At 65.2% G+C, this 19,548-nt stretch carries 14 protein-coding genes and 2 pseudogenes; 6 read left to right on the forward strand and 10 right to left on the reverse strand.

What is annotated here, in order from left to right:
* Positions 1-264 (reverse strand): lysophospholipid acyltransferase family protein (locus A5777_RS02890; protein WP_197502276.1); only part of this gene is annotated, 264 nt, incomplete at its 3' end.
* 56 nt (positions 265-320) lie between these two features.
* Positions 321-1,088, reverse strand: a complete 768-nt coding sequence (locus tag A5777_RS02895) for a lysophospholipid acyltransferase family protein (RefSeq protein ID WP_005206233.1) — start codon at positions 1,086-1,088, stop codon at positions 321-323.
* A 208-nt stretch (positions 1,089-1,296) separates the two neighbouring features.
* On the opposite strand from A5777_RS02895, the gene A5777_RS02900 reads away from it, so the two are divergent.
* From A5777_RS02900 to A5777_RS02910, 3 genes are all read left to right on the forward strand, one after another.
* Complete coding sequence (locus A5777_RS02900; protein WP_064861560.1) at positions 1,297-2,940, forward strand: MBL fold metallo-hydrolase; 1,644 nt, start codon at positions 1,297-1,299, stop codon at positions 2,938-2,940.
* A 53-nt stretch (positions 2,941-2,993) separates the two neighbouring features.
* The gene (locus tag A5777_RS02905) at positions 2,994-3,617 is read left to right on the forward strand and encodes a TetR/AcrR family transcriptional regulator (RefSeq protein ID WP_005206229.1); all 624 of its coding nucleotides are present in this window, start codon (positions 2,994-2,996) and stop codon (positions 3,615-3,617) included.
* Between the two features lie 196 nt (positions 3,618-3,813).
* Positions 3,814-5,187: a lipase family protein gene (locus A5777_RS02910; RefSeq protein WP_085941938.1), complete on the forward strand. Its 1,374-nt coding sequence runs from the start codon at positions 3,814-3,816 to the stop codon at positions 5,185-5,187.
* Positions 5,188-5,190: 3 nt separating this feature from the next.
* Here A5777_RS02910 and A5777_RS02915 read toward each other — a convergent pair.
* The 5 genes and pseudogenes from A5777_RS02915 to A5777_RS02935 form a co-directional block, all read right to left on the reverse strand.
* Positions 5,191-6,434, reverse strand: a pseudogene (locus A5777_RS02915) (lipase family protein).
* A 116-nt stretch (positions 6,435-6,550) separates the two neighbouring features.
* Positions 6,551-7,219: a hypothetical protein gene (locus tag A5777_RS02920; RefSeq protein WP_064861555.1), complete on the reverse strand. Its 669-nt coding sequence runs from the start codon at positions 7,217-7,219 to the stop codon at positions 6,551-6,553.
* Between the two features lie 5 nt (positions 7,220-7,224).
* A complete protein-coding gene (locus A5777_RS02925) occupies positions 7,225-9,810 on the reverse strand; it encodes an ATP-dependent Clp protease ATP-binding subunit (RefSeq protein WP_064861556.1) in 2,586 nt (861 codons plus the stop codon).
* A 273-nt stretch (positions 9,811-10,083) separates the two neighbouring features.
* Entirely contained in the window at positions 10,084-11,589 is a 1,506-nt protein-coding gene (gene glpK, locus A5777_RS02930; protein ID WP_082933519.1) for a glycerol kinase GlpK, read from the reverse strand.
* The gene (locus A5777_RS02935; protein ID WP_005206218.1) at positions 11,586-12,344 is read right to left on the reverse strand and encodes an IclR family transcriptional regulator; all 759 of its coding nucleotides are present in this window, start codon (positions 12,342-12,344) and stop codon (positions 11,586-11,588) included. Before A5777_RS02935 ends, glpK (A5777_RS02930) begins: the two co-directional genes overlap by 4 nt.
* A gap of 229 nt (positions 12,345-12,573) precedes the next feature.
* Here A5777_RS02935 and A5777_RS02940 point away from each other — a divergent pair, with 229 nt between their 5' ends.
* Positions 12,574-13,419 (forward strand): MIP/aquaporin family protein, encoded by an 846-nt coding sequence (locus A5777_RS02940; protein WP_005206216.1) that lies wholly within the window; start codon positions 12,574-12,576, stop codon positions 13,417-13,419.
* A gap of 51 nt (positions 13,420-13,470) precedes the next feature.
* Positions 13,471-14,988, forward strand: coding sequence for a glycerol kinase GlpK (gene glpK, locus A5777_RS02945; protein WP_064861557.1), 1,518 nt, complete (start codon positions 13,471-13,473; stop codon positions 14,986-14,988).
* A 26-nt stretch (positions 14,989-15,014) separates the two neighbouring features.
* On the opposite strand, the gene A5777_RS02950 is transcribed toward glpK (A5777_RS02945), so the two are convergent.
* On the reverse strand, positions 15,015-16,013 hold the full coding sequence (locus tag A5777_RS02950) for a sugar-binding transcriptional regulator (RefSeq protein ID WP_064861558.1): 999 nt from the start codon (positions 16,011-16,013) through the stop codon (positions 15,015-15,017).
* A gap of 85 nt (positions 16,014-16,098) precedes the next feature.
* Here A5777_RS02950 and A5777_RS02955 point away from each other — a divergent pair, with 85 nt between their 5' ends.
* The gene (locus tag A5777_RS02955) at positions 16,099-17,826 is read left to right on the forward strand and encodes a glycerol-3-phosphate dehydrogenase/oxidase (RefSeq protein WP_005206210.1); all 1,728 of its coding nucleotides are present in this window, start codon (positions 16,099-16,101) and stop codon (positions 17,824-17,826) included.
* A gap of 394 nt (positions 17,827-18,220) precedes the next feature.
* Here A5777_RS02955 and A5777_RS02965 read toward each other — a convergent pair whose 3' ends face one another.
* Positions 18,221-19,075, reverse strand: coding sequence for a DMT family transporter (locus A5777_RS02965; RefSeq protein ID WP_064861559.1), 855 nt, complete (start codon positions 19,073-19,075; stop codon positions 18,221-18,223).
* A gap of 105 nt (positions 19,076-19,180) precedes the next feature.
* A pseudogene (locus tag A5777_RS23950) lies at positions 19,181-19,469 on the reverse strand (GIY-YIG nuclease family protein).
* Between the last annotated feature and the right edge of the window lie 79 nt (positions 19,470-19,548).

Genomic DNA, 19,548 nt, shown 5'->3' on the forward strand with positions numbered 1-19,548 from the left:
GATATCCATCATCTCGGACTTGATCATGAACCGCGTTCGACGCCCCGCCTGATACACGCCGTACGCCGCGGGCAGAAAGTCGACGTAGCTCGTGTGGTTGATCACCAGGACAGCACCACCGTCGGCGGGGATGTTGTCGAGACCGTCGAATCGCAGATCCATCTTCTGCCCGCGGACGATCCCGGTGGCAATCAGTTCGAGAGCACGGAACACCGGCTCCCGACGCGACGAGTCGCCGAACTCACCTCTCGACTCAGAACTCACCTGACCAGCCTATCGGGCAGCCTGCCGACCACCCGAAAGCAACCACCCGGGGGCACCTACTCGGGCGACGACTCGTCACGCGCCGCCCTGCGCGCCTCCCTGGCCGCTTGTTCCTCGGCGTCCAGGCGGTTGGCTTCCTCCAACGTCGGCGCCGACCCTCCCAGTCGTGCGGGCACCCAGAACTCGCCCTTGGGGTGCTCACCGTAGGCGTCCTGTAGTTCGAGCAGTTTCTCGCTCATCGACTTGTGCAGCTGCGCGGTCAAGGTCTCGGGATCGCCGACGGGCTCGATCGGCTCGGCCACGCCGACCATGATCTTGTAGCCGGTGCGGCCGAGTTGCTTGAGGAACCCCTTGGTCCAGACGCGCTGCGCTCCCCAGATCACGGTCGGGAGCAGCGGCGCCCCGGCCTCGAGTGCCATCCGTGCGGCACCGTTCTTGAAGTCCTTGAGCTCGAAGCTCCGGCTGATCGTCGCCTCCGGGTACACCCCGACCAGCTCGCCCTGCTTGAGGTACTCGACCGCCTGGTGATAGCTGTCGGCGCCGTTGGCCCGGTCGACCGGGATGTGCTTGAGCGCTCGCATGATCGGCCCCGAGACCTTGTTGTCGAAGACCTCTTTCTTCGCCATGAACCGCACGTATCGCTTGCCCTGGAGATACGCGGGGATGCCCGCGTAGGTGAAGTCCATGTAGCCCGTGTGATTGAGCGCAACCACGCCCGGCCCGGTCTTGGGGACGTTCTCGACGCCGGAGATCTCGAACTTCAAGCCTTCGGCCAGCCACAACAGTCGCGCGGTTGTGATCACAGAGGCGTACACGGGTTCCATGTGTCGAGCTTAGCCAGTGCCGCAACACCCCACAGCGACTCATCTCCACCCGTGCGCACACGCGAGGGAGTGCGCCCCATCACAGCGATCGAGAACGGTACCGAAGCCCCATGACGCGAGTTGCACGCAGTCGATAGATTGGATGGTCGAGAGCTCCACCGCGCGACCCGTAGAACCTCAGCCCCCGCGCGAACACGAAAGGCCCCACGTGCAGATCACCAGCATCGGACACGCCGGTTTCCACATCCAGACCAACGCAGGCTCGATCCTCTGCGATCCCTGGACCAATCCGACGTACTTCGCGTCGTGGGTGCCCTTCCCCGACAACTCCGAGCTGGACTGGAAAGCGCTCGGCCAGTGCGACTACCTCTACGTCTCACACCTGCACCTCGACCACTTCGACGAGCGCAACCTGCGCGAGAACATCAGCAAGGACGCGACGGTCCTGCTCCCCGACTACCCGGTCCCCGACCTCAAGCGCGAGCTCGAGAAGCTCGGGTTCACCAAGTTCGTCGAGACAACCGACTCGGTCAAGACCACGGTCAGCGGCCCCAAGGGCGACCTCGACATCATGATCGTCGCGTTGCGCGCGCCCGCCGACGGTCCGATCGGCGACTCCGGCCTCGTCGTCTCCGACGGCGAGACAACAGTGTTCAACATGAACGACTCCCGGCCGATCGACCTCGACGTCATCTTCGAGCAGTTCGGCCACATCGACGTCCACATGCTGCAGTACTCGGGCGCCATCTGGTACCCGATGGTCTACGACATCCCGAAGCGCTCCAAGGCCAACTTCGCCGCGCAGAAGCGTCAGCGCGGCATGGACCGCGCCCGCTCGTACATCGAACAGGTCGGGGCTACGTGGGTCATCCCGTCGGCAGGCCCGCCGATGTTCCTCGACGACGACCTGTTCGAACTGAACGACTTCGGGTCCGGGATCGACGACCCATCACAGAACGCACGCCCGGGCGACGTGACGTCGATCTTCCCCGACCAGGAGACCTTCCTCGAGCAGATGGTCATCCACGGCACCGACGACGGCGAGCATCACCGCGGCCTGATGATGGTGTCGGGTTCGACGGCCCGCTTCACCGGTTCGACGCTCGACGAGGTCAGCCACCCGTACGCCCCGCACGACGTGTTCGGCGAGAACAAGCAGGCGTACCTCGAGCGGATGAAGGAGAAGTTCGCACCGGTCATCGCCGCACAGAAGGAAACGTGGGCGGTCGACGACGGTGAATCGCTCCTCGAGCCTCTCCGCGAATTGTTCGAGCCGATCATGGTGCAGTCGGACCTGATCTGCGACGGCATCGGCTACCCGGTCGGCCTGGTCATCACCCCGGACTTCCACAGCAAAGACGGCGCCGACCACCCGCAGGCACAGACCGTCGTCCTCGACTTCCCCAACCGCATCGTGCGCGAGCCGAAAGACGGAGAAGGCAAGTACCGCTACGGTTTTCGCATCGCACCCGAACTGGTGCGCACGGTGCTGCGCGATCAAGAACCCGACTGGGTCAATACCATCTTCTTGTCGACGCGGTTCACCACGTGGCGCATCGGCGGCTACAACGAGTACCTCTACACCTTCTTCAAATGCCTCACCGACGAGCGGATCGCCTACGCCGACGGCTGGTTCTCCGAAGCGCACGACGACTCGGCGTCGATCGTCAAGGACGGCTGGGAGATTCAGCGCCGCTGCCCGCACCTCAAGGCCGACCTCTCCAAGTTCGGTGTGGTCGAGGGCGAGAAGCTCACCTGCAATCTGCACGGCTGGCAGTGGGACCTTCCGTCGGGGCGCTGCCTGACGTCGAAGGGACACGAGTTGCGCTCCAAGCACATTGACGCGCCGTGACAGTCCTCAGCGTGACAACCCAACCGTGACAAGCGAACCGTGACAACAGAACTGTGACAATCGAACCGGGCCAGCGCACGTACGCCGGACGTCCTGTCGCCGACCGGCTGGCAGAGAGGCGTCGACGCTTTTTCGACGCGGCACTGGGCGAATTCGCCTCCGTCGGCTACGCCAAGTCGTCGGTGACGTCGATCTGCCGAGAAGCGGGTCTGTCGCGTCGACAGTTCTACGAGCTGTTCTCCGACCGCGAGGAACTCCTCGTCGCGCTCTACGACGAGATCCAGGGTGCCGCCCGAGATGCCGTCGCAACGGCGTTGTCGGAGAGCACTTCTCGTGACACGCACGTCTTGGCAACCGCTGCGATGCGCGCCTACATGAGCTCTGTGGGCACCGATCCCCGGCGTGCCGAGGTGTCATTCGCACAGATCGTCGGAGTCAGTCCGCGCGTCGAACAGCACAGACTCGACGGACGCGACGAGTGGGTGTCGTACTTCGTTGCCGCGATGTCGGCCTTCGCGGGAAGGCCCACCGACTCACGCACTGATCAGCTCGGAATCGCCTTCGTCGGCGCACTCACCGCGATCGTGCACCGCTGGAGCCTCTCCCCCGATCCCGAGTCGATCGACGACGTCGTCGAACTCCTCGCCGACGTCCTCCTGGCGTTCGCTGAGATCTGACCCCTCTGAGGTTCCGACCAGCCTGTCGAGACCTGACCAACTCCGCGCCGATCTTGTGTGCCACACCACACTGGAGTAGCTTCTCCCCACAGTGAGACGTTGGTGTCTCACTCATTGGCAGCGAGGAGTCATGCAGGTGAGTCGGGGAACAGGTCACGCAGTCATGCGCGTGTGGACGGTCGGGGTTGCGGCACTGATGGCGCTCGGAATGATTGCGGGAGCGTTGATCTCCGGCGCGGGGCAGGCGTCGGCGGTGCCGGTCGCGCCGGCGCTCCCCTTCCCCGTTCCGCCGGCGATCCCCGAGTTCGACAAGAGTTTCTACTCGCCACCCGCGCAGACCGTGGCCACCAAGCATCCCGGTGAACTCATCGCGGCTCGACGGGTCAACCTGGCCGCGCTCTCGATCTTTCCGTTGAACGTCGACAGTTGGCAGTACTCCTTCCGCTCGACCAACACTCGCGGCGAGCCGATCGCCTCCGTCGCCACTGTGCTCAAACCCCGCGGCAAAGCGAAACCCGGTCCGTCCAAGCTGGTCTCGTGGCAGTCGGCCGAGGATTCGACGGCGCAGTACTGCGCGCCGTCGTATGCACTGCAGCAGGCCTCGATTCCGGGAACCCTGACCGGCTCGGTCGATTCCACATTCGAACTGCTCCAGATCACGTCGCTCGTCGCGGCCGGCTACTCGGTGGTGATCCCCGACCATCAGGGACCCGATTCCGCTTTCGCCGCAGGCCCTCTCGCCGGGCGTATCACCCTTGATGCGATTCGGGGTGCACGGAACTTCACGCCGTTGGGCCTCAAGCGCGACCTGCGAGTTGGTCTGATGGGTTACTCCGGTGGTGCCATCGCGACCGGCTGGGCGTCGGAGCTTCACGAGTCCTATGCTCCCGAGCTGCCGATCGTCGGGGCAGCCGAAGGTGGTGTGCCCGCGAACATCCGCGCGCTCGTCGACCTCGCCAACAACAACGCGGCGTCCGGCCTCATCCTCGCCGGGGTGATCGGTGTCAGTCGCGAGTACCCAGAGCTCGCGGCTTTCCTACGCGCACATACCAACCCGCTGGGCAAGGCGCTCATCGAGGGCAAGAATCCGCTGTGCCTCTCCTACCAGGCGGCGCTCGCCCCGTTCCTCAACATCAAGGGACTGATCGACGTCCCCGGTGACCCACTGGACTACCCGGCACCACGAAAAGTGCTGAACGAGTTGAAGATGGGGCGCAACACTCCGACCTTCCCGATGTTCATCTACCAATCGAATCCCGACTGGATAGCCCCGGTCGGTCCGGTCAACACCCTCGTGAAGACCTACTGCGCAACGCCGGGAGCCGACATACAGTACACGCGCGACCACTTCAGCGAGCACATCACGCTGGCCGTCGAGGGCTTCGCTCCTGCAGTCGTCTGGATGGCAGATCGCCTGGACGGCAAGCCCGTTCGACGCGGATGTTCTACGAGCGACCAGGGAACGATGGCACTCAACCCCGACACCTGGCCCGCTTTCGTCAACCTCGTCGGCAACAACCTCGCGGCGCTCGTGGGGCAGCAACTCGGCCGAAACCCGGTGCACCCCTGACCGTCAGCAGCGCGGCGCCGGCCGACCGGCGAACCTGTCGTTGAGGTAGGCCAACGCGTCGCCGGTCCACGGCGCGAGCGCCTCGGCGTGGTCGAGTCCCTGGTACACATGGATCGACGTGGAAAGTCCACGCGCACAGTAGCTTCTGCTCAGCCCGACCACATCGGCGGTGAGCATCACCCCGTCACCTCGACCGTCCTTGTCTCCGACGCCGAGCATCATCGGTGTTCGAGGTGTGCCGAGGGAACCCATCACGTTCGCCTTGATCGCTGCGGGGATACCCGGAACGTCGAGGAGCGAAGGATACTGCGGGAGCAGCAACGACGAATCGGTCAGATTCGGGTACTTGCCGAGGAAGTTGTTGATGCACTCACCACGAATGTCGCCGAGAACCTGAACACCCTTGGGCGACAGGTACTTATCGATACCGATGCCGTACGTCTCGTCGTAGACGCTCATGAGTGCGGGGATCACCGCCGACCACCGCGTGGTCCCGTTCACATAGGCGAGGTTGTGTGCCGGGTTGACCAGCACGCCGCCGGCCGTCGCACCGACCAGGTTCAACTCAGGTGCATACGACGGCGCCAACTCGGCACCGAATCCTGTCGGGATGGACCCGCCCGAGTATCCGTAGAGGCCGACCGGCGTCGAGGCGGGGGCGCGCAGAAACCGTTGTGCCGCACGGATTCCGTCGAGCGCGGCGTGCGCCGATTCCTTGCCGATGGTCCACCGCATGTTGGGACCCTCGTAGTCGGGGACCACCACCGTGTAGCCGGCTGAGACCATCGACGCGATCATCGTGACATCGACCGCACTCGACGACGACTTGCCACCGCGCAGCGTGTACGACGGGTCGCACTGACTGCCGAGCGCGTCGTAGAACTCGTGATACGAGATCATGCGCCGCGGCGTGCCCGGCCTGCTGCCTGGCGGCGAGATGATCGTGGTGACCGTCGACGACGGCGCCCGAAGGCGTCGTTGGTCCGGTACAGCAGTTGCGTGCCCGTCGCGGGCAGGCTGGTGCCGTTCGTGCCGAGCGTCACGACACGAGACGAGATCACCGCACCGGGCCGCAGCCCACCGATCGGCACGCTCGGGGTGTAGAACGGATCGTTCGCAGGCGTAACCGTTGGCGCCGCAGCGGGACTCGCGGCCTGCCCGGTCGACGACTGGGGTGCCGCCGGGGGTGCCGCCGACGCCGAGCCCGCCGAACCCCCCGAGTACCCCAGCAGCGACAAGGACAACACAAGCGCGACGACGACCGCTCGTACGAACACCGACCGTCGACTCACATCTACTCTGCGCACCCGCTCAAACTAGAACAGCGCCACCATCCGCGCAGCGCGATCCACCAAGCCGTCAATCAGACGACGCCCCCGCGGGTCACCTCGAGTGCGCGCTGCTCGATATCGGCGTCGGTGGCCGCGCTCAGGTCGATCGCAGCCACACCAAGAATGCGGTCATAGACTGATTTGTCGTGTTCTGACAACCACTTCGAGAACTGCTCCGCGACGTCGGCCTTGCCCTTCCCGTGGCCGAGGAGAACGAACGAGCGGTCCTTCAGATCGAGCTTTATCGATCCGGACAGTTCCTTGAAGAAGGCGTCGAGCTCCTTCTCGTCGTCGCGGCCGGTTGCGCGTTCGACGGTCCGCAGGTGACGCGCGACGGACTGCTTGTCGCGCACCTGTTCCGCGGCGTCGGTGACCTTCACCTCGTCGAGGTCGTAGGACAGAATCCGTGCCCCCTTGGCGTCGACGGTGACCACGGCCAGATCGCCCTCACCCTGGTCCTCCGGCTTGGCGGCCAGCAGGTGGCGAGCGAGTTCGATGTCCTCGATCGACACCCGCCCGTCGTGCGGTCGGTGGAAGACCTCGCGGTGCCCGTTGAGCGTTACCGACAGGCGGTCGCCGTGCTCCTGCTCGACCTCATCCGCGACGTCTTCCCACATGTTGATGAACTGCGTCCATTCGATGTCGCGCGGAGCGGGATGTCCGAGGATGGCGTCGCGTGTCTTGCGGTTGTGAGCGTTCACGTGTGTCAGTTCTCCTGTGCCGCACCGGATGCGGCTGGTTGTTGGGATTCCTTTGTAGCCGACGTATCGGTCGTCGCCGGTTCTGCCGACTTCGCGGGCGCCTCGGCAAGCTCGTCGGCAGGCGCCTGAGACGCCGCGCCCTTCTTCACCGACAGGGTGAGCCTCGGCTCGCCCGCATCGACGACGACGGTGTCGCCCGGCTCGACCGCACCCTTGAGCACGAGGTTCGACAGCTCGTTGTCGAGCTGCTTCTGAATCAGCCTGCGCAGTGGGCGCGCACCGAACTCCGGCTGGTAACCCTCTTCGGCGAGTTGATCTTTCGCCGCGTCGGTCACGTCGAGTCCGATGCTCTGCGACTTGAGCATGCGTCGCGTCCCGTCGAGGGTCAGGTCGACGATCTGACGCAGCTGCGTCTTGTCGAGTCGATCGAAAACGACGGTCTCGTCGATGCGGTTGAGGAACTCCGGACGGAATCGTTGCCGCAGCAGATCCATCACATCGGGAACCACCTTCTCCACATCGCCATCAGGCGCGTTGAGGATGAGGTCCGATCCGATGTTGCTCGTCATGATCACCAGCGTGTTCTTGAAATCGACTGTGCGACCCTGACCGTCGGTCACCCGACCGTCGTCGAGCAACTGCAGCAGCACGTTGAACACGTCGGGGTGCGCCTTCTCGATCTCGTCGAACAGGATCACCGAGTACGGCTGACGGCGAACCTTGTCGGTGAGCTGCCCGGCGTCGTCGTATCCGACATATCCGGGAGGTGCACCGACGAGTCGGGCGACGTTGTGCTTCTCCTGGAACTCGCTCATGTCGAAGCGGATCATGCGAGCCTCGTCGCCGAAGACCGCTGCGGCAAGGGCTTTCGCGAGTTCCGTCTTGCCGACGCCGGTCGGTCCGAGGAAGAGGAACGATCCGATCGGCCGGTTGGGGTCGGAGAGTCCCGCTCGTGCCCGACGCACTGCCTCGGCCACCGCGGTCACGGCCTTGTCCTGGCCGATCACCCTGTCGTGCAGCGTATTCTCGAGACCGAGCAACTTCTCGCGTTCCTCGGTGGTCAACTCCGACACCGGGATTCCCGTCTGCCTCGACACCACCTCGGCGATATCCATGACGGTCACCTCAGGTGTCGGCGACAGACCTGCGGCACCGGCACTCGCGCGCTTCTCGTCGATCTCGGTCTTGAGTTGATTCGCGCGCTCGTAGTCCTCGTTGGCGACGGCCGATTCCTTCTCACGTTCGAGACGGGCGACCTCCTCGTCGAACTCCCGTGTCTCGGGGTCGGGAGTCTTGGTACGCAACCGAACTCGCGCACCCGCCTGGTCGATCACGTCGATGGCCTTGTCCGGCATGAACCTGTCGGTGACGTAGCGGTCGGTCAATTCGGCTGCGGCGACGAGAGATTCCTTCGTGTACCGCACCTGGTGATGTTCTTCGTAAACGTCGGCGAGGCCCTCGAGAATCTGGATCGTGTCGTCGACGGAGGGTTCGGAGATCATCACCGGCTGGAAGCGACGTTCGAGCGCCGCATCCTTCTCGATGTACTTGCGGTATTCGTCGATCGTCGTTGCGCCGATGGTGTGCAACTCACCTCGGGCGAGCGCGGGCTTGAGCATGTTGCCCGCGTCCATCGAACCCTCGCCGCCGGATCCTGCACCGACGATGGTGTGCAGCTCGTCGATGAACAGGACGAGCTCGTCGGAGTGCTCGCGCACCTCGTCGAGCACCTTGGTGAGGCGCTCCTCGAACTCGCCGCGATATTTTGCGCCCGCGACCATCGAACTCATGTCGAGCGCGATCACTCGTCGCCCGGCGAGCGTCGACGGGACGTCGCCGTTGACGATGCGTTGCGCGAGTCCTTCGACGATTGCCGTCTTTCCGACGCCGGGGTCGCCGATCAGCACCGGGTTGTTCTTCCGACGCCGGGAGAGGATCTCGATGGTCTCCTCGATCTCGTCGTTGCGGCCCACCACGGGATCGACGTTGCCCTCCCTGGCCTGTTCGGTCAGATCGCGCCCGTACTCGTCGAGCGTCGGGGTGTCCGACTCCGCTGCGGGCTTGGCCTCCGACTTGCGCCCCTCGTCGATTCCCGCCCCGCCCTTCAACACTCGCGCGGCCGGGATGTCGGACGGCAACATCGCGATGCCGAGGAGTACGTGCTCTGGCCCGACGTAGCCGACGTTCGCACGCGCCGCCTGCTGTTGTGCATTGCGCAGCGCCTGCCGCGCCGCCGGACTCAGACCGGGGCTCTCGTCGCTGGTGCCGCCGCCGTCGACCGACGAGATCGCCTGCATCTGTGAGGCAACGGTTTCCGGGTCGAGCCCGGTCTGCTCGATGATCGAACGCGACGGCTCGACCTGCGTGGCCCCGTACAGGAGATGCTCGGGCGTGATCTCGGAGTTCCCCCACTCGACGGCTGCCTGCGCGGCCGCCGAGACCAGTCGCTTGGTGTCGTCACTGAACAATCGGTTGACGTCGACGCGCTGCACCTGCGGACGGGTGCCGCTGCTGCCGAAGAACCTGTTGAAGATGTCGCCGAAGGCGTCGTTGCTGCTGAAAGGGTCGCTACCAAACCATGACTCGGACAAAGCTTCCTCACTTCACTCGGGCGCGACGCCACTGAGTACGAATTCGGGTGGGCACGAATTCAGGTGGGCACGCGCAGTTTTCGTGTAGTCATGCGGAAGTCTCGGCAGCAGCGGCGTGGCCGGTGCCGACACAACGGAACTCCCGGGACGTCGCTCGCCCGTCCCGGTCACGCGAAGAGGAACCTCTGTTTCGACGTTAGCCGCTATGTCGAAGCTTCGCCACGAGATCTGCAATGCACCCGACACCGCGGCATCTCGATCGGGTCTCGGCGCTCAGACGTCGGCGAGCGCTCGACGCACCGCCGATTGCCAGCCCGCGGCTTCACGGCGTCTGCGCTGCGGATCCATCGACGGCGTCCACGACGCCGCGACGTGCCGGTTCTCTCGGAGCGAATCGAGATCGTCCCAGTAGCCGACGGCCAGTCCCGCGGCGTATGCCGCCCCCAGTGAGACCGTCTCGGAGACGAAGGGCCTGATGACGGGGACGTCGAGGACGTCGGCGACGTGCTGCATGAGCAGATTGTTCGCCGTCATCCCACCGTCGACGGCCAGCCGCTGCAGTTGAATCCCCGCGACGTCGCGCATCGCTTCGACGACGTCGGCCGTCTGCCACGCGGTGGCCTCGAGCACCGCGCGGGCGAGATGACCCTTCGTCACATACGACGTCAGCCCGGTCACGATCCCTCGCGCTTCCGAATTCCAATGCGGCGCATACAGTCCGGAGAAGGCCGGGACCACGTAGCAGCCGCCGTTGTCGTCGACGGTCCGTGCGAGCGTCTCGATCTCCGGCGCGGTGTCGATCAGGCCGAGTTGGTCGCGACACCAGCTCACCAGCGAGCCCGTCATCGCGATCGGACCCTCGAGTGCGTAGACCGGGGCCTCACCCGGCAGGCTGTAGGCGATGGTCGGGACGAGTCCACGCGCCGACGGAACGATCGATGTTCCCACGTTCATCAGCACGAAAGCGCCTGTGCCATAAGTACATTTGACGTCGCCAGGAGTGAAGCAGGTCTGGCCGAACAATGCAGACTGCTGATCACCGAGCGCACTGGCGATCGGCACCCCCGGCAGCACGCGAGCACACTTGGCATACACCTCACTACTGCCGACAACCCTCGGCATCATCGCCTCCGGGATGTCGAGTAGACGAAGCATCCGTGAACTCCAGTCGCGTCGTCGAAGATCGAGCAACAGGGTGCGACTGGCGTTGGTGACGTCGGTGATGTGGATGCCGCCCTTGGGGCCACCGGTCAGGTTCCAGATGAGCCAGGTCTCCAGCGTCCCGAACAAGACCTCGCCGTGCTGGGCCGACGCTTCAGCGCCACCGATGTTGTCGAGCAGCCAGCGCAGACGCGGCGCGGCGAAGTAGGTCGCCGGGTCGAGTCCTGTCACGTCGCGGATCTCGCTGGCGTGCTCGCCGAGTTGGTCGACCATCGGCCCGGTGCGCGTGTCCTGCCAGGTGATCGCGGGGGCGAGGGGGCGTCCGGTGCGTCGATCCCAGATGACCGTCGTCTCGCGCTGGTTGGCAACACCGAGCGCGACGACGTCCGACGGCGTCCGGCCGGCGAGAGCGAGTGCCTTGGGTACGACCTTCTGCACGTTGACCCACAGCTCGTGCGCGTTCTGTTCCACCCAACCCGGCCGCGGTAACGTCTGTTTCTGCTCGAGTTGGGCGATCGACACCATGCGGCCGTGCCTATCGAAGAGCATGCAGCGTGACGACGTCGTCCCGACATCGATCGCCGCGACGACCGAGCCGTCGGTGGCCTTCGCGCTCACCGCGCAGCACCCAACTCCCGGTCGATCGACGTCGCAGCCTGTCGCATCTGATCGATCACGACGTTGCGCGGCAGCGTGCCCGACCGAAAGATCGTCGACGGTGGTCCGACCACGACGAGCGCGCCGATCTCACCGGGCCTGCGCCCGTGCACGGGAATGGCCGTCGCAGCACTGCCGCGTTCGTACTCGCCATGTTCGGTGGCCAATCCGGTTTGACGCACGGTGGCGATCTCGGCTGCGAGATCGGTGCGCGAGACAACCGTGTCCGAGGTGAACCTGTCCAGAATCATGTTGCGCAACAATCGATCCCGATTCTGCGAGTAGGCGAGGAGCAACTTCCCGCCTGCCGACGCATGTAGCGGCACGCGCTCGCCGACGCGCATCCGCTGGGGCGAGTCGTCGGGCCTGAAGACGTGATGCACCACAACTGCGGCGTCGGTGTCGAGCACCTCGAGCCAGACCTGCATGTCGAGCATTGCCGCCAGGGTGTCGCACCACCCCATCGCCGCCGACCGCAACACGTTGCCGTCGAGATTCGACGGCGCGCCGTTGTGGTGCGCACCGGTGAGGTAGGAGCCGTCCTCGTCCTGATCGACGTAGCCGATGTCGAGGAGGGTGCTGAGGATGCCGTGCACGGTTGCCTTCGGTAAGCCCAGCTCAGTCGCGATTTCTCGTAACGACAACGACCGCGGACTGCGCTCGAGCAGGTCGAGCGCGGCGGCGGCGCGCTGGATCGACTGGATTGGTCCCGGCACCTTGCCTCCTCCCTCGGATCCCACTGGTCCTATGAGCCTTGTGAACGTGTGTCGATGCTCGACTTTACGGCCGTCTACAGCCCCCGCGATCGAGAATGGCCGACCTTCGTTCGACATTGTCGAACGGCAATCATTGATCTGGGTCACACCGTCGGCCTAGTTTTTGTTCCATCCGGCAGGTACCGACGACACCATCAGGACATCGAGCCGGTCACAAAGGAGTGAAACCATGACGAAGAAAATCCCGCTGGTGGGTGAACTCTCCGCCGAATGTCTGGGCACGATGATCCTCATCCTGTTCGGCTGCGGCGTGGTCGCCCAGGTCGTCTGCGGAGGCTTTCCCAAGGCGCTCGGTGCGGGCGACCACAACTCGATCGCGTTTGCGTGGGGCTTCGGCGTCACGCTCGCCGTCTACGTCGCGGGTCGTCTCAGCGGCGCTCACCTCAATCCCGCTGTCACCATCGCCCTGGCCGCGTTCAAGGGCTTCGACCGCCGCAAGGTCTTGCCGTTCATCGCCGCGCAGATGGTCGGCGCGTTCATCGGAGCGCTGATCGTCCGCTACACCTACGCCGATCAGATCAGGGCAATCGACCCCGACCACACCAAGGCGACCCAGGGCATCTTCTCGACGTCCCCGGGCAGCGGCATCTCCCTGACCACCGCATTCATCGACCAGATCGTCGGCACCGCGATCCTCGTCGCCGTGATCTTTGCCCTCACCTGCGTGGTGAACAATCCTCCGCTGGGCAACATGGCGCCGCTCATCATCGGCATCCTCGTCGTCGCGATCGGCATGGCATGGGGCACCAACGCCGGTTACGCCATCAACCCCGCGCGTGACTTCGGTCCGCGACTTGCCTCATTGATCACCGGCTACGGCGACGCGATGTACTCCGCGAACGGTCCGGAACTCTACTTCTGGATACCGATCGTCGCGCCTATCATCGGTGGGCTCATCGGTGGCGCGATCTTCGTCTTCGGCATCGAGCGCTTCCTGCCGACCGAGGGCGACGACAGCCAGGAGATCGGTGTTTCCGAACCCACTGAACCCGAGCACGTCAGCGCGCGACACTGAACACACTCATCACCCCGATCCCAGACTTCATCAAGAACGAGAGACATACCCATGCCAGATTTCGTCGGTTCCGTCGACCAGGGAACCACCAGCACCCGATTCATGATCTTCGACCACGCAGGTAACGAGGTCGCCCGCCATCAACTCGAACACGAGCAGATCCTTCCCCGCGCCGGCTGGGTCGAGCACAACCCGGTCGAGATCTGGGAGCGGACATCTGCCGTCATCCAGACAGCGCTCGGCAAAGCAGGACTGACGGCCAGCGACCTGGCCGCCCTCGGTATCACCAACCAGCGTGAGACCACCGTCGTCTGGGACCGTCGAACGGGACGTCCGTACTACAACGCGATCGTGTGGCAGGACACCCGCACCGACAAGATCGCCAGCGCCCTGGAACGAAACGGCCACGGCGACACCATCCGACACAAAGCGGGACTGCCGCCCGCCACCTACTTCGCCGGCGGCAAGATCCAGTGGATCCTCGAGAACGTGCCGGGCGTCCGTGAGGCGGCAGAAAGCGGCGACGCCATCTTCGGCACCACCGACACCTGGCTCACCTGGCATCTCACCGGCGGCTATCGCGGCGGCGAACACGTCACCGACGTGACCAACGCGAGCCGCACCATGCTGATGAACCTCGAGACCCTCGACTGGGACGACGAACTGTTGGCCCTGTTCAACATTCCGCGCGCGATGCTTCCCGACATCCTGCCGTCGTCGAGCCCCAAGGCTTTCGGTGTCACAGAGTCGACCGGACCGCTTGCGGGTGAGGTTCCTATCACCGGTGTGCTCGGCGACCAGCAGGCAGCGACCGTCGGCCAGGTCTGCTTCGCGCCCGGCGAGGCCAAGAACACCTACGGCACAGGCAACTTCATGTTGCTCAACACCGGTAACGACATCGTGCGCAGCAAGTCAGGTCTGCTGACCACCGTCGCGTACCAGCTCGGCGACGACAAGCCCGTCTACGCACTCGAGGGCTCGATCGCGGTGACCGGCTCCGCCGTCCAGTGGCTGCGCGATCAGCTCGGAATCATCAGCGGCGCATCACAATCCGAAGCGCTGGCCCGTCAGGTCGACGACAACGGCGGCGTCTACTTCGTGCCCGCATTCTCCGGCCTGTTCGCTCCGTACTGGCGGTCGGATGCGCGCGGCGCGATCGTCGGACTCTCGCGGTTCAACACCAACGCGCACCTCGCGCGTGCCACCCTGGAGTCGATCTGCTATCAGACGCGCGACGTCACCGAGGCGATGACCGCCGATTCCGGTGTGACGCTTGATGTTCTGAAGGTCGACGGCGGCGTCACCGCCAACGAACTGTGTATGCAGATCCAGGCCGATGTGCTCGGCGTCCCGGTCAGCCGACCGGTCGTGGCCGAGACCACCGCACTCGGCGCAGCGTACGCGGCGGGGCTGGCCGTCGGAGTCTGGAAGAACACCGACGAACTGCGCGAGAACTGGAACGAAGCCCGCCGGTGGGAGCCGGAGTGGGACAAGAACCAGCGCGAAGCCGGTTACAAACAGTGGCGCAAGGCCGTTGAGCGCACGCTCGACTGGGTCGATGTGGACTGACGATGTCACCGTTGCCGGGCTGCCATTCACCCGCCACGTCGCGCATGGTGCGTCGTGTCGCGGTGGATGAGCAGTCGGGCGAGGTTCTCGTCGAGCACGATGTCCGTGATCAGTCCCGCTGCGAAAGCACCTTCTGTCGCAGCGGCTTTCGACTCTCCCGACACCACACATATACGACGGGGGACGGCCCGGATCACATCGAGGTCCGGGCCGGAGGATCGCTTGTTCAACTCGATTCCCTCGTCGCTGCCGTCGTGACGGTAGAACACCGTCGCGACGTCGCCGACGACTCGCTCGGAGCGCAGCGACGCGAAGTCGGCGGGCTCGAGGTAGCCACCGGCGTAGACGTGGCTGGGGACGTCGGCGTCGGGGGCGCCGAGTCCGAAGAGCGCCACGTTCATCATCTGCTGGACGTCGAGGACTCGCTTGGTACTCCGCTCATGCCACAGTGCGACCTTGGTGTTCGGGTCGTCGAAGAACGCGGGCACCGGAAACTGTTCCACGCGAGCCGAATACGCCGTGGCGAACCGGCGGAGGATCTCGCTGGCGTAGTCGATTCCCGAACTCGTCGGGTTGCCCGCGCCGTTGAGTTGCACGATCTGCGTGTTCCACAGTTCCTTGGGCACAACGTGTCTGCTGACGACGCTGATCGTCGCACCCCAGGCCACGCCGAGCGTCGTATTGGCCTCCAGCGCCCTGCCCAGCGAACGCGCGGCTTCTTGGCCGACGCGCTCGAGTCTGTCGGCGTCGGACATCTGCGCGGTCGTCGGGACGACCGATGCGTTGACACCGAAGCGTCGGCCGAACTCGTCAGCAACCTCGCCGGTTCTACCCGCCGGCGCGTGGATCGTGATGTCGACGAGGCCGGTGGCGCGGGCGAAGCTCAGCAGTCGCGACACCGACGAGCGGCTCATGCCCATCTCGCGACCGATGGCGGCCATGTCGAGGTCTTGCATGTAGTACAGATGCGCCGCACGCACCGCGAGTGCAGTGCGCTTCGGATCGTCGGCCGCGACTCGTTCCACCCCACACGTTCTACCAGCAAAACCCACCCGTGCACATATGTTCAGAAGTATTGCTCTTATGTGCAGTGACCATCAGGATGGAATCATGACCGAAAACACCACCTCGACCGCACCGCTCCGGCCAGGCGTCGCGACGCTCACCGAGCGCCCGTCGGCACAGGTCCTCATCATCGGTGGCGGCATCAACGGCATCTCCACCTTCCGCGACCTCGCACTGCAGGGCATCGACGTCGTGCTCGTCGAGCGCGACGACTGGGTCAGCGGCGCGTCGTCGGCGTCGAGCCACATGATCCACGGCGGCATCCGTTACCTGGAGAACGGCGAGTTCCGACTCGTCCGTGAGTCGGTGCACGAGCGCAACGGACTCCTCGAGATCGCACCCCACTATGTGAAGCCTCTCGAGACCACCGTCCCGATCTTCTCGACGTTCAGCGGAATCCTCAACGCGCCGAGGCGTTTTCTCACCCACAACACCGGCAAACCCAACGAGCGGGGCGCGGCGTTGATCAAGGCCGGACTGGTCATGTACGACGCCTTCTCCGGTGCGGGCAAGCGCCGGGTGCCGCGTCACAAGTTCCGCGCAGGCGACAAGGCCCGCGCCGACATGCCGCGACTGAACTCCGGCATTCGTTACACCGCAACCTATTTCGACGCATCGGTGCACGATCCCGAGCGTCTGGCACTCGACGTCCTCAAGGACGGTCTGGCCACCGGCCCGCACGCCCGTGCGACCAACCACGTCGAAGCCATCGCGATTCGCGACGGCGAGGTGGTGCTCGCCGATCGTGTCAGCGGTGAACAGTTCACCGTGTCTGCCGAGGTCATCGTGAACGCGAGTGGTCCGTGGACCGATCTCACCAACGACGCGCTCGGCGGCGACACCCGATACATGGGCGGCACCAAGGGATCTCACATCGTTCTCGATCACCCCGACCTCGTCGAGGCCACTCGTGGACGCGAGATCTTTTTCGAGCACTCCGACGGTCGTATCGTGCTGATCTACCCGCTCAAGGATCGAGTTCTGGTGGGCACCACCGACATCGACGCCGACCCGAGCAAGCCGACGCGATGCACCGACGACGAGATCGACTACTTCTTCGACCTCATCAGGCACGTGTTCCCCGATATCGCCGTCTCCCGCGACGACATCGTGTACTCGTTCTCCGGCATCCGCCCGCTGCCCCGCCACGACGACACGACGCCGGGCTTCGTCTCGCGCGACTACAACGTCGAACGTACTGAGCTGCCCGGGGTTTCGGTTCCCGTGCTGAGCTTGGTCGGCGGCAAGTGGACCACCTTCCGCGCCCTCGGCGAGCAGTTGTCGGATCGCATCATGGAGCTGCTCGGCGCGGCCCGACAGGTCTCGACCGTCGGCCTGCCCATCGGCGGCGGCCGCGATTACCCGACCACCGACGCGCAACGTCGGGCATGGGTGGCAAGTCGACGCGGCGACGTTCCCGCCGACCGCGCCGACGAGTTGCTCACCCGCTACGGCACCCGCGCCAGCGAGGTCATCGCAGCGATCACCGCCGGCCCCGACGCACCGCTGCCCGCCAGCGGTCTCTCGACGGCGGAGCTGCGCTACATGATCGAGACGGAGCAGGCCGTGCACATCAGCGACATCCTGCTGCGCAGAACAGATCTGGCCTTCGTCGGCGGAGTGACCGCGGCCGTACTCACCGAACTCGGCGACGCGATGGCCGAGATCCTCGGCTGGGACGGCCAGCAGCGCGCCGCCGAAATCGAGGCGGCCGTCGAGAACCTCAACGACGCCCACCGCGTGCAGGTGACCGCCAGCGCGGCGAGCGTCTGACCGCCGGGCGCTGGTGATCTCGACAAGCTCGATCAGCGGTGGAGGCCCCCGCTGGTTGAGCGGGCGTGAGCGCAGCGAACACCCAAGTCGAAACCACACCCGCTGCGGCAAGTGATCTCGACAAGCTCGATCAGCGGAAGTTCAGCTCGATCAGCGGTAGTCCAGCCCGATCAGCGGTGGCGGCTGACCCCCGCTGGTTGAGCGGGCGTGAGCGCAGCGAACACCCGAGTCGAAACCACCCCCGCGCGGCGAGTGATCTCGACAAGCTCGATCAGCGGTAGTTCAGCTCGATCAGCGGTAGTCCAGCTCGATCAGCGGTGGGCCCCCGCTGGTGATCTCGACAAGCTCGATCAGCGGTGGTCCAGCGCCACAGCTCCATCCGCGGCCTGCGTCGTCAGGCCGCGGACTCCGTCGCCTCGACGGCGGACGATGTCGCGACGACGATCGCGCCGCTCACCGCGGCGGCGAACGCGATCAGCGTCGGCACCGCCCAGCCGGGACGTGTGCTGTCGCCGAGCAGCGCAATCCCCAGCGCGCTGGGAACCACCGTTTCGCCGACCACGATCGACGCCGCCGCGGCGCTGACGGCCCCGGTCTGCAGCGCGACGGTGAACAGATAGAACCCGCCGACGCCGCAGATCGCCACCGCGTATGCGGCCGGGTCGGTGAGTATCGCGCCGACGTCGAACGGGTCGACGCCGTCGAGAATCCTGATCGCCACGGCCATCAGACCGAACAGTGCACCGCCGCCGAGTCCCGCGACAACGGCGACTCCCCTCGGAATCACTCTGGTCACGGCAGTGACCGCCACGAAGAGCCCGACACCTACCCCGAGTAGTGCCCAGTGCAGCCAATTGTGGTCGCGGTGCCCCTCTTCGCCAGCGCCGATACCGAGCACAACGAGCGCGATCACCACGACGGCCACCGCGGTCCACTCTCGACGGCTGAGTCGGGCATCGAGGACCACCGTCGCCAACACCGCGGTGACAACCAGATTCGCACTCACGATGGGCTGCGCGAGGAAGAGTGGAGTGAGCCTGTCCGCGACCAGGTTTCCAGCGAAGCCGACCACATCGAGAACCAGTCCGAGCAGAAACGACACCGTGAGCATGGCCGTGATCGTCGAACGCAACGACGGCGCTGCCCCGACCGTGCCGTCCTCGACGCTCTGCGCACCGCGCGCCTGCAGCACCGACGCCGTGCCGTACGCCAACGCCGCGAGGATCGCAGCAACGATGCCGATGACCATGCGGTTCAGTATTCATCACCAACGCCCACCGCACGCCCCACCGCTGGTTGAGCCGGCCCCGAGCGCAGCGAGGTGCCGAGTCGAAACCAGCTCCCGGCCACGACATCACCGCCGATAGCCGCGCTGTGAGTACACACGCAGCGCATCGAAGTTCCCGTCGATCAATGCACGACGTTTGGCTCGCGACCACCCGTGCACCCGCTTCTCGAATGCGTAGGCTTTCGGCGATCGCGGCGAACTCGGCGCAGTAGACCAGGCGGACCGGCCTCCTGCCGCTGGTGTACGCCGCGCCCTTACCACTGTTGTGTTGGTCGACGCGCTTCTCGACGTCGCGAGTGCTGCCGACGTAGTAGCTACCGTCAGCGCATTCCAGGATGTACATAAGACCGGACATCCCTATGTTTACCCAGTGCGCCGGACAGAGCACGAGCGCTCTCTCCACAGGCACCAGCGCGGATATGGCTGGTTTCGAC

The sequence above is a fragment of the Gordonia sp. 852002-10350_SCH5691597 genome (genome assembly GCF_001665715.1).
Lineage (GTDB): Bacteria > Actinomycetota > Actinomycetes > Mycobacteriales > Mycobacteriaceae > Gordonia > Gordonia sputi.

Excerpts from the sequence above, each read along its gene's own strand:
- A5777_RS02910 (WP_085941938.1), top strand. The coding sequence starts at position 3,814 with ATGGCGCTCGGAATGATTGCGGGAGCGTTGATCTCCGGCGCGGGGCAG.
- A5777_RS02965 (WP_064861559.1), bottom strand. The coding sequence starts at position 19,075 with ATGGTCATCGGCATCGTTGCTGCGATCCTCGCGGCGTTGGCGTACGGC.
- glpK (WP_064861557.1), top strand. The coding sequence starts at position 13,471 with ATGCCAGATTTCGTCGGTTCCGTCGACCAGGGAACCACCAGCACCCGA.
- A5777_RS02955 (WP_005206210.1), top strand. The coding sequence starts at position 16,099 with ATGACCGAAAACACCACCTCGACCGCACCGCTCCGGCCAGGCGTCGCG.
- A5777_RS02895 (WP_005206233.1), bottom strand. The coding sequence starts at position 1,088 with ATGGAACCCGTGTACGCCTCTGTGATCACAACCGCGCGACTGTTGTGG.
- A5777_RS02940 (WP_005206216.1), top strand. The coding sequence starts at position 12,574 with ATGACGAAGAAAATCCCGCTGGTGGGTGAACTCTCCGCCGAATGTCTG.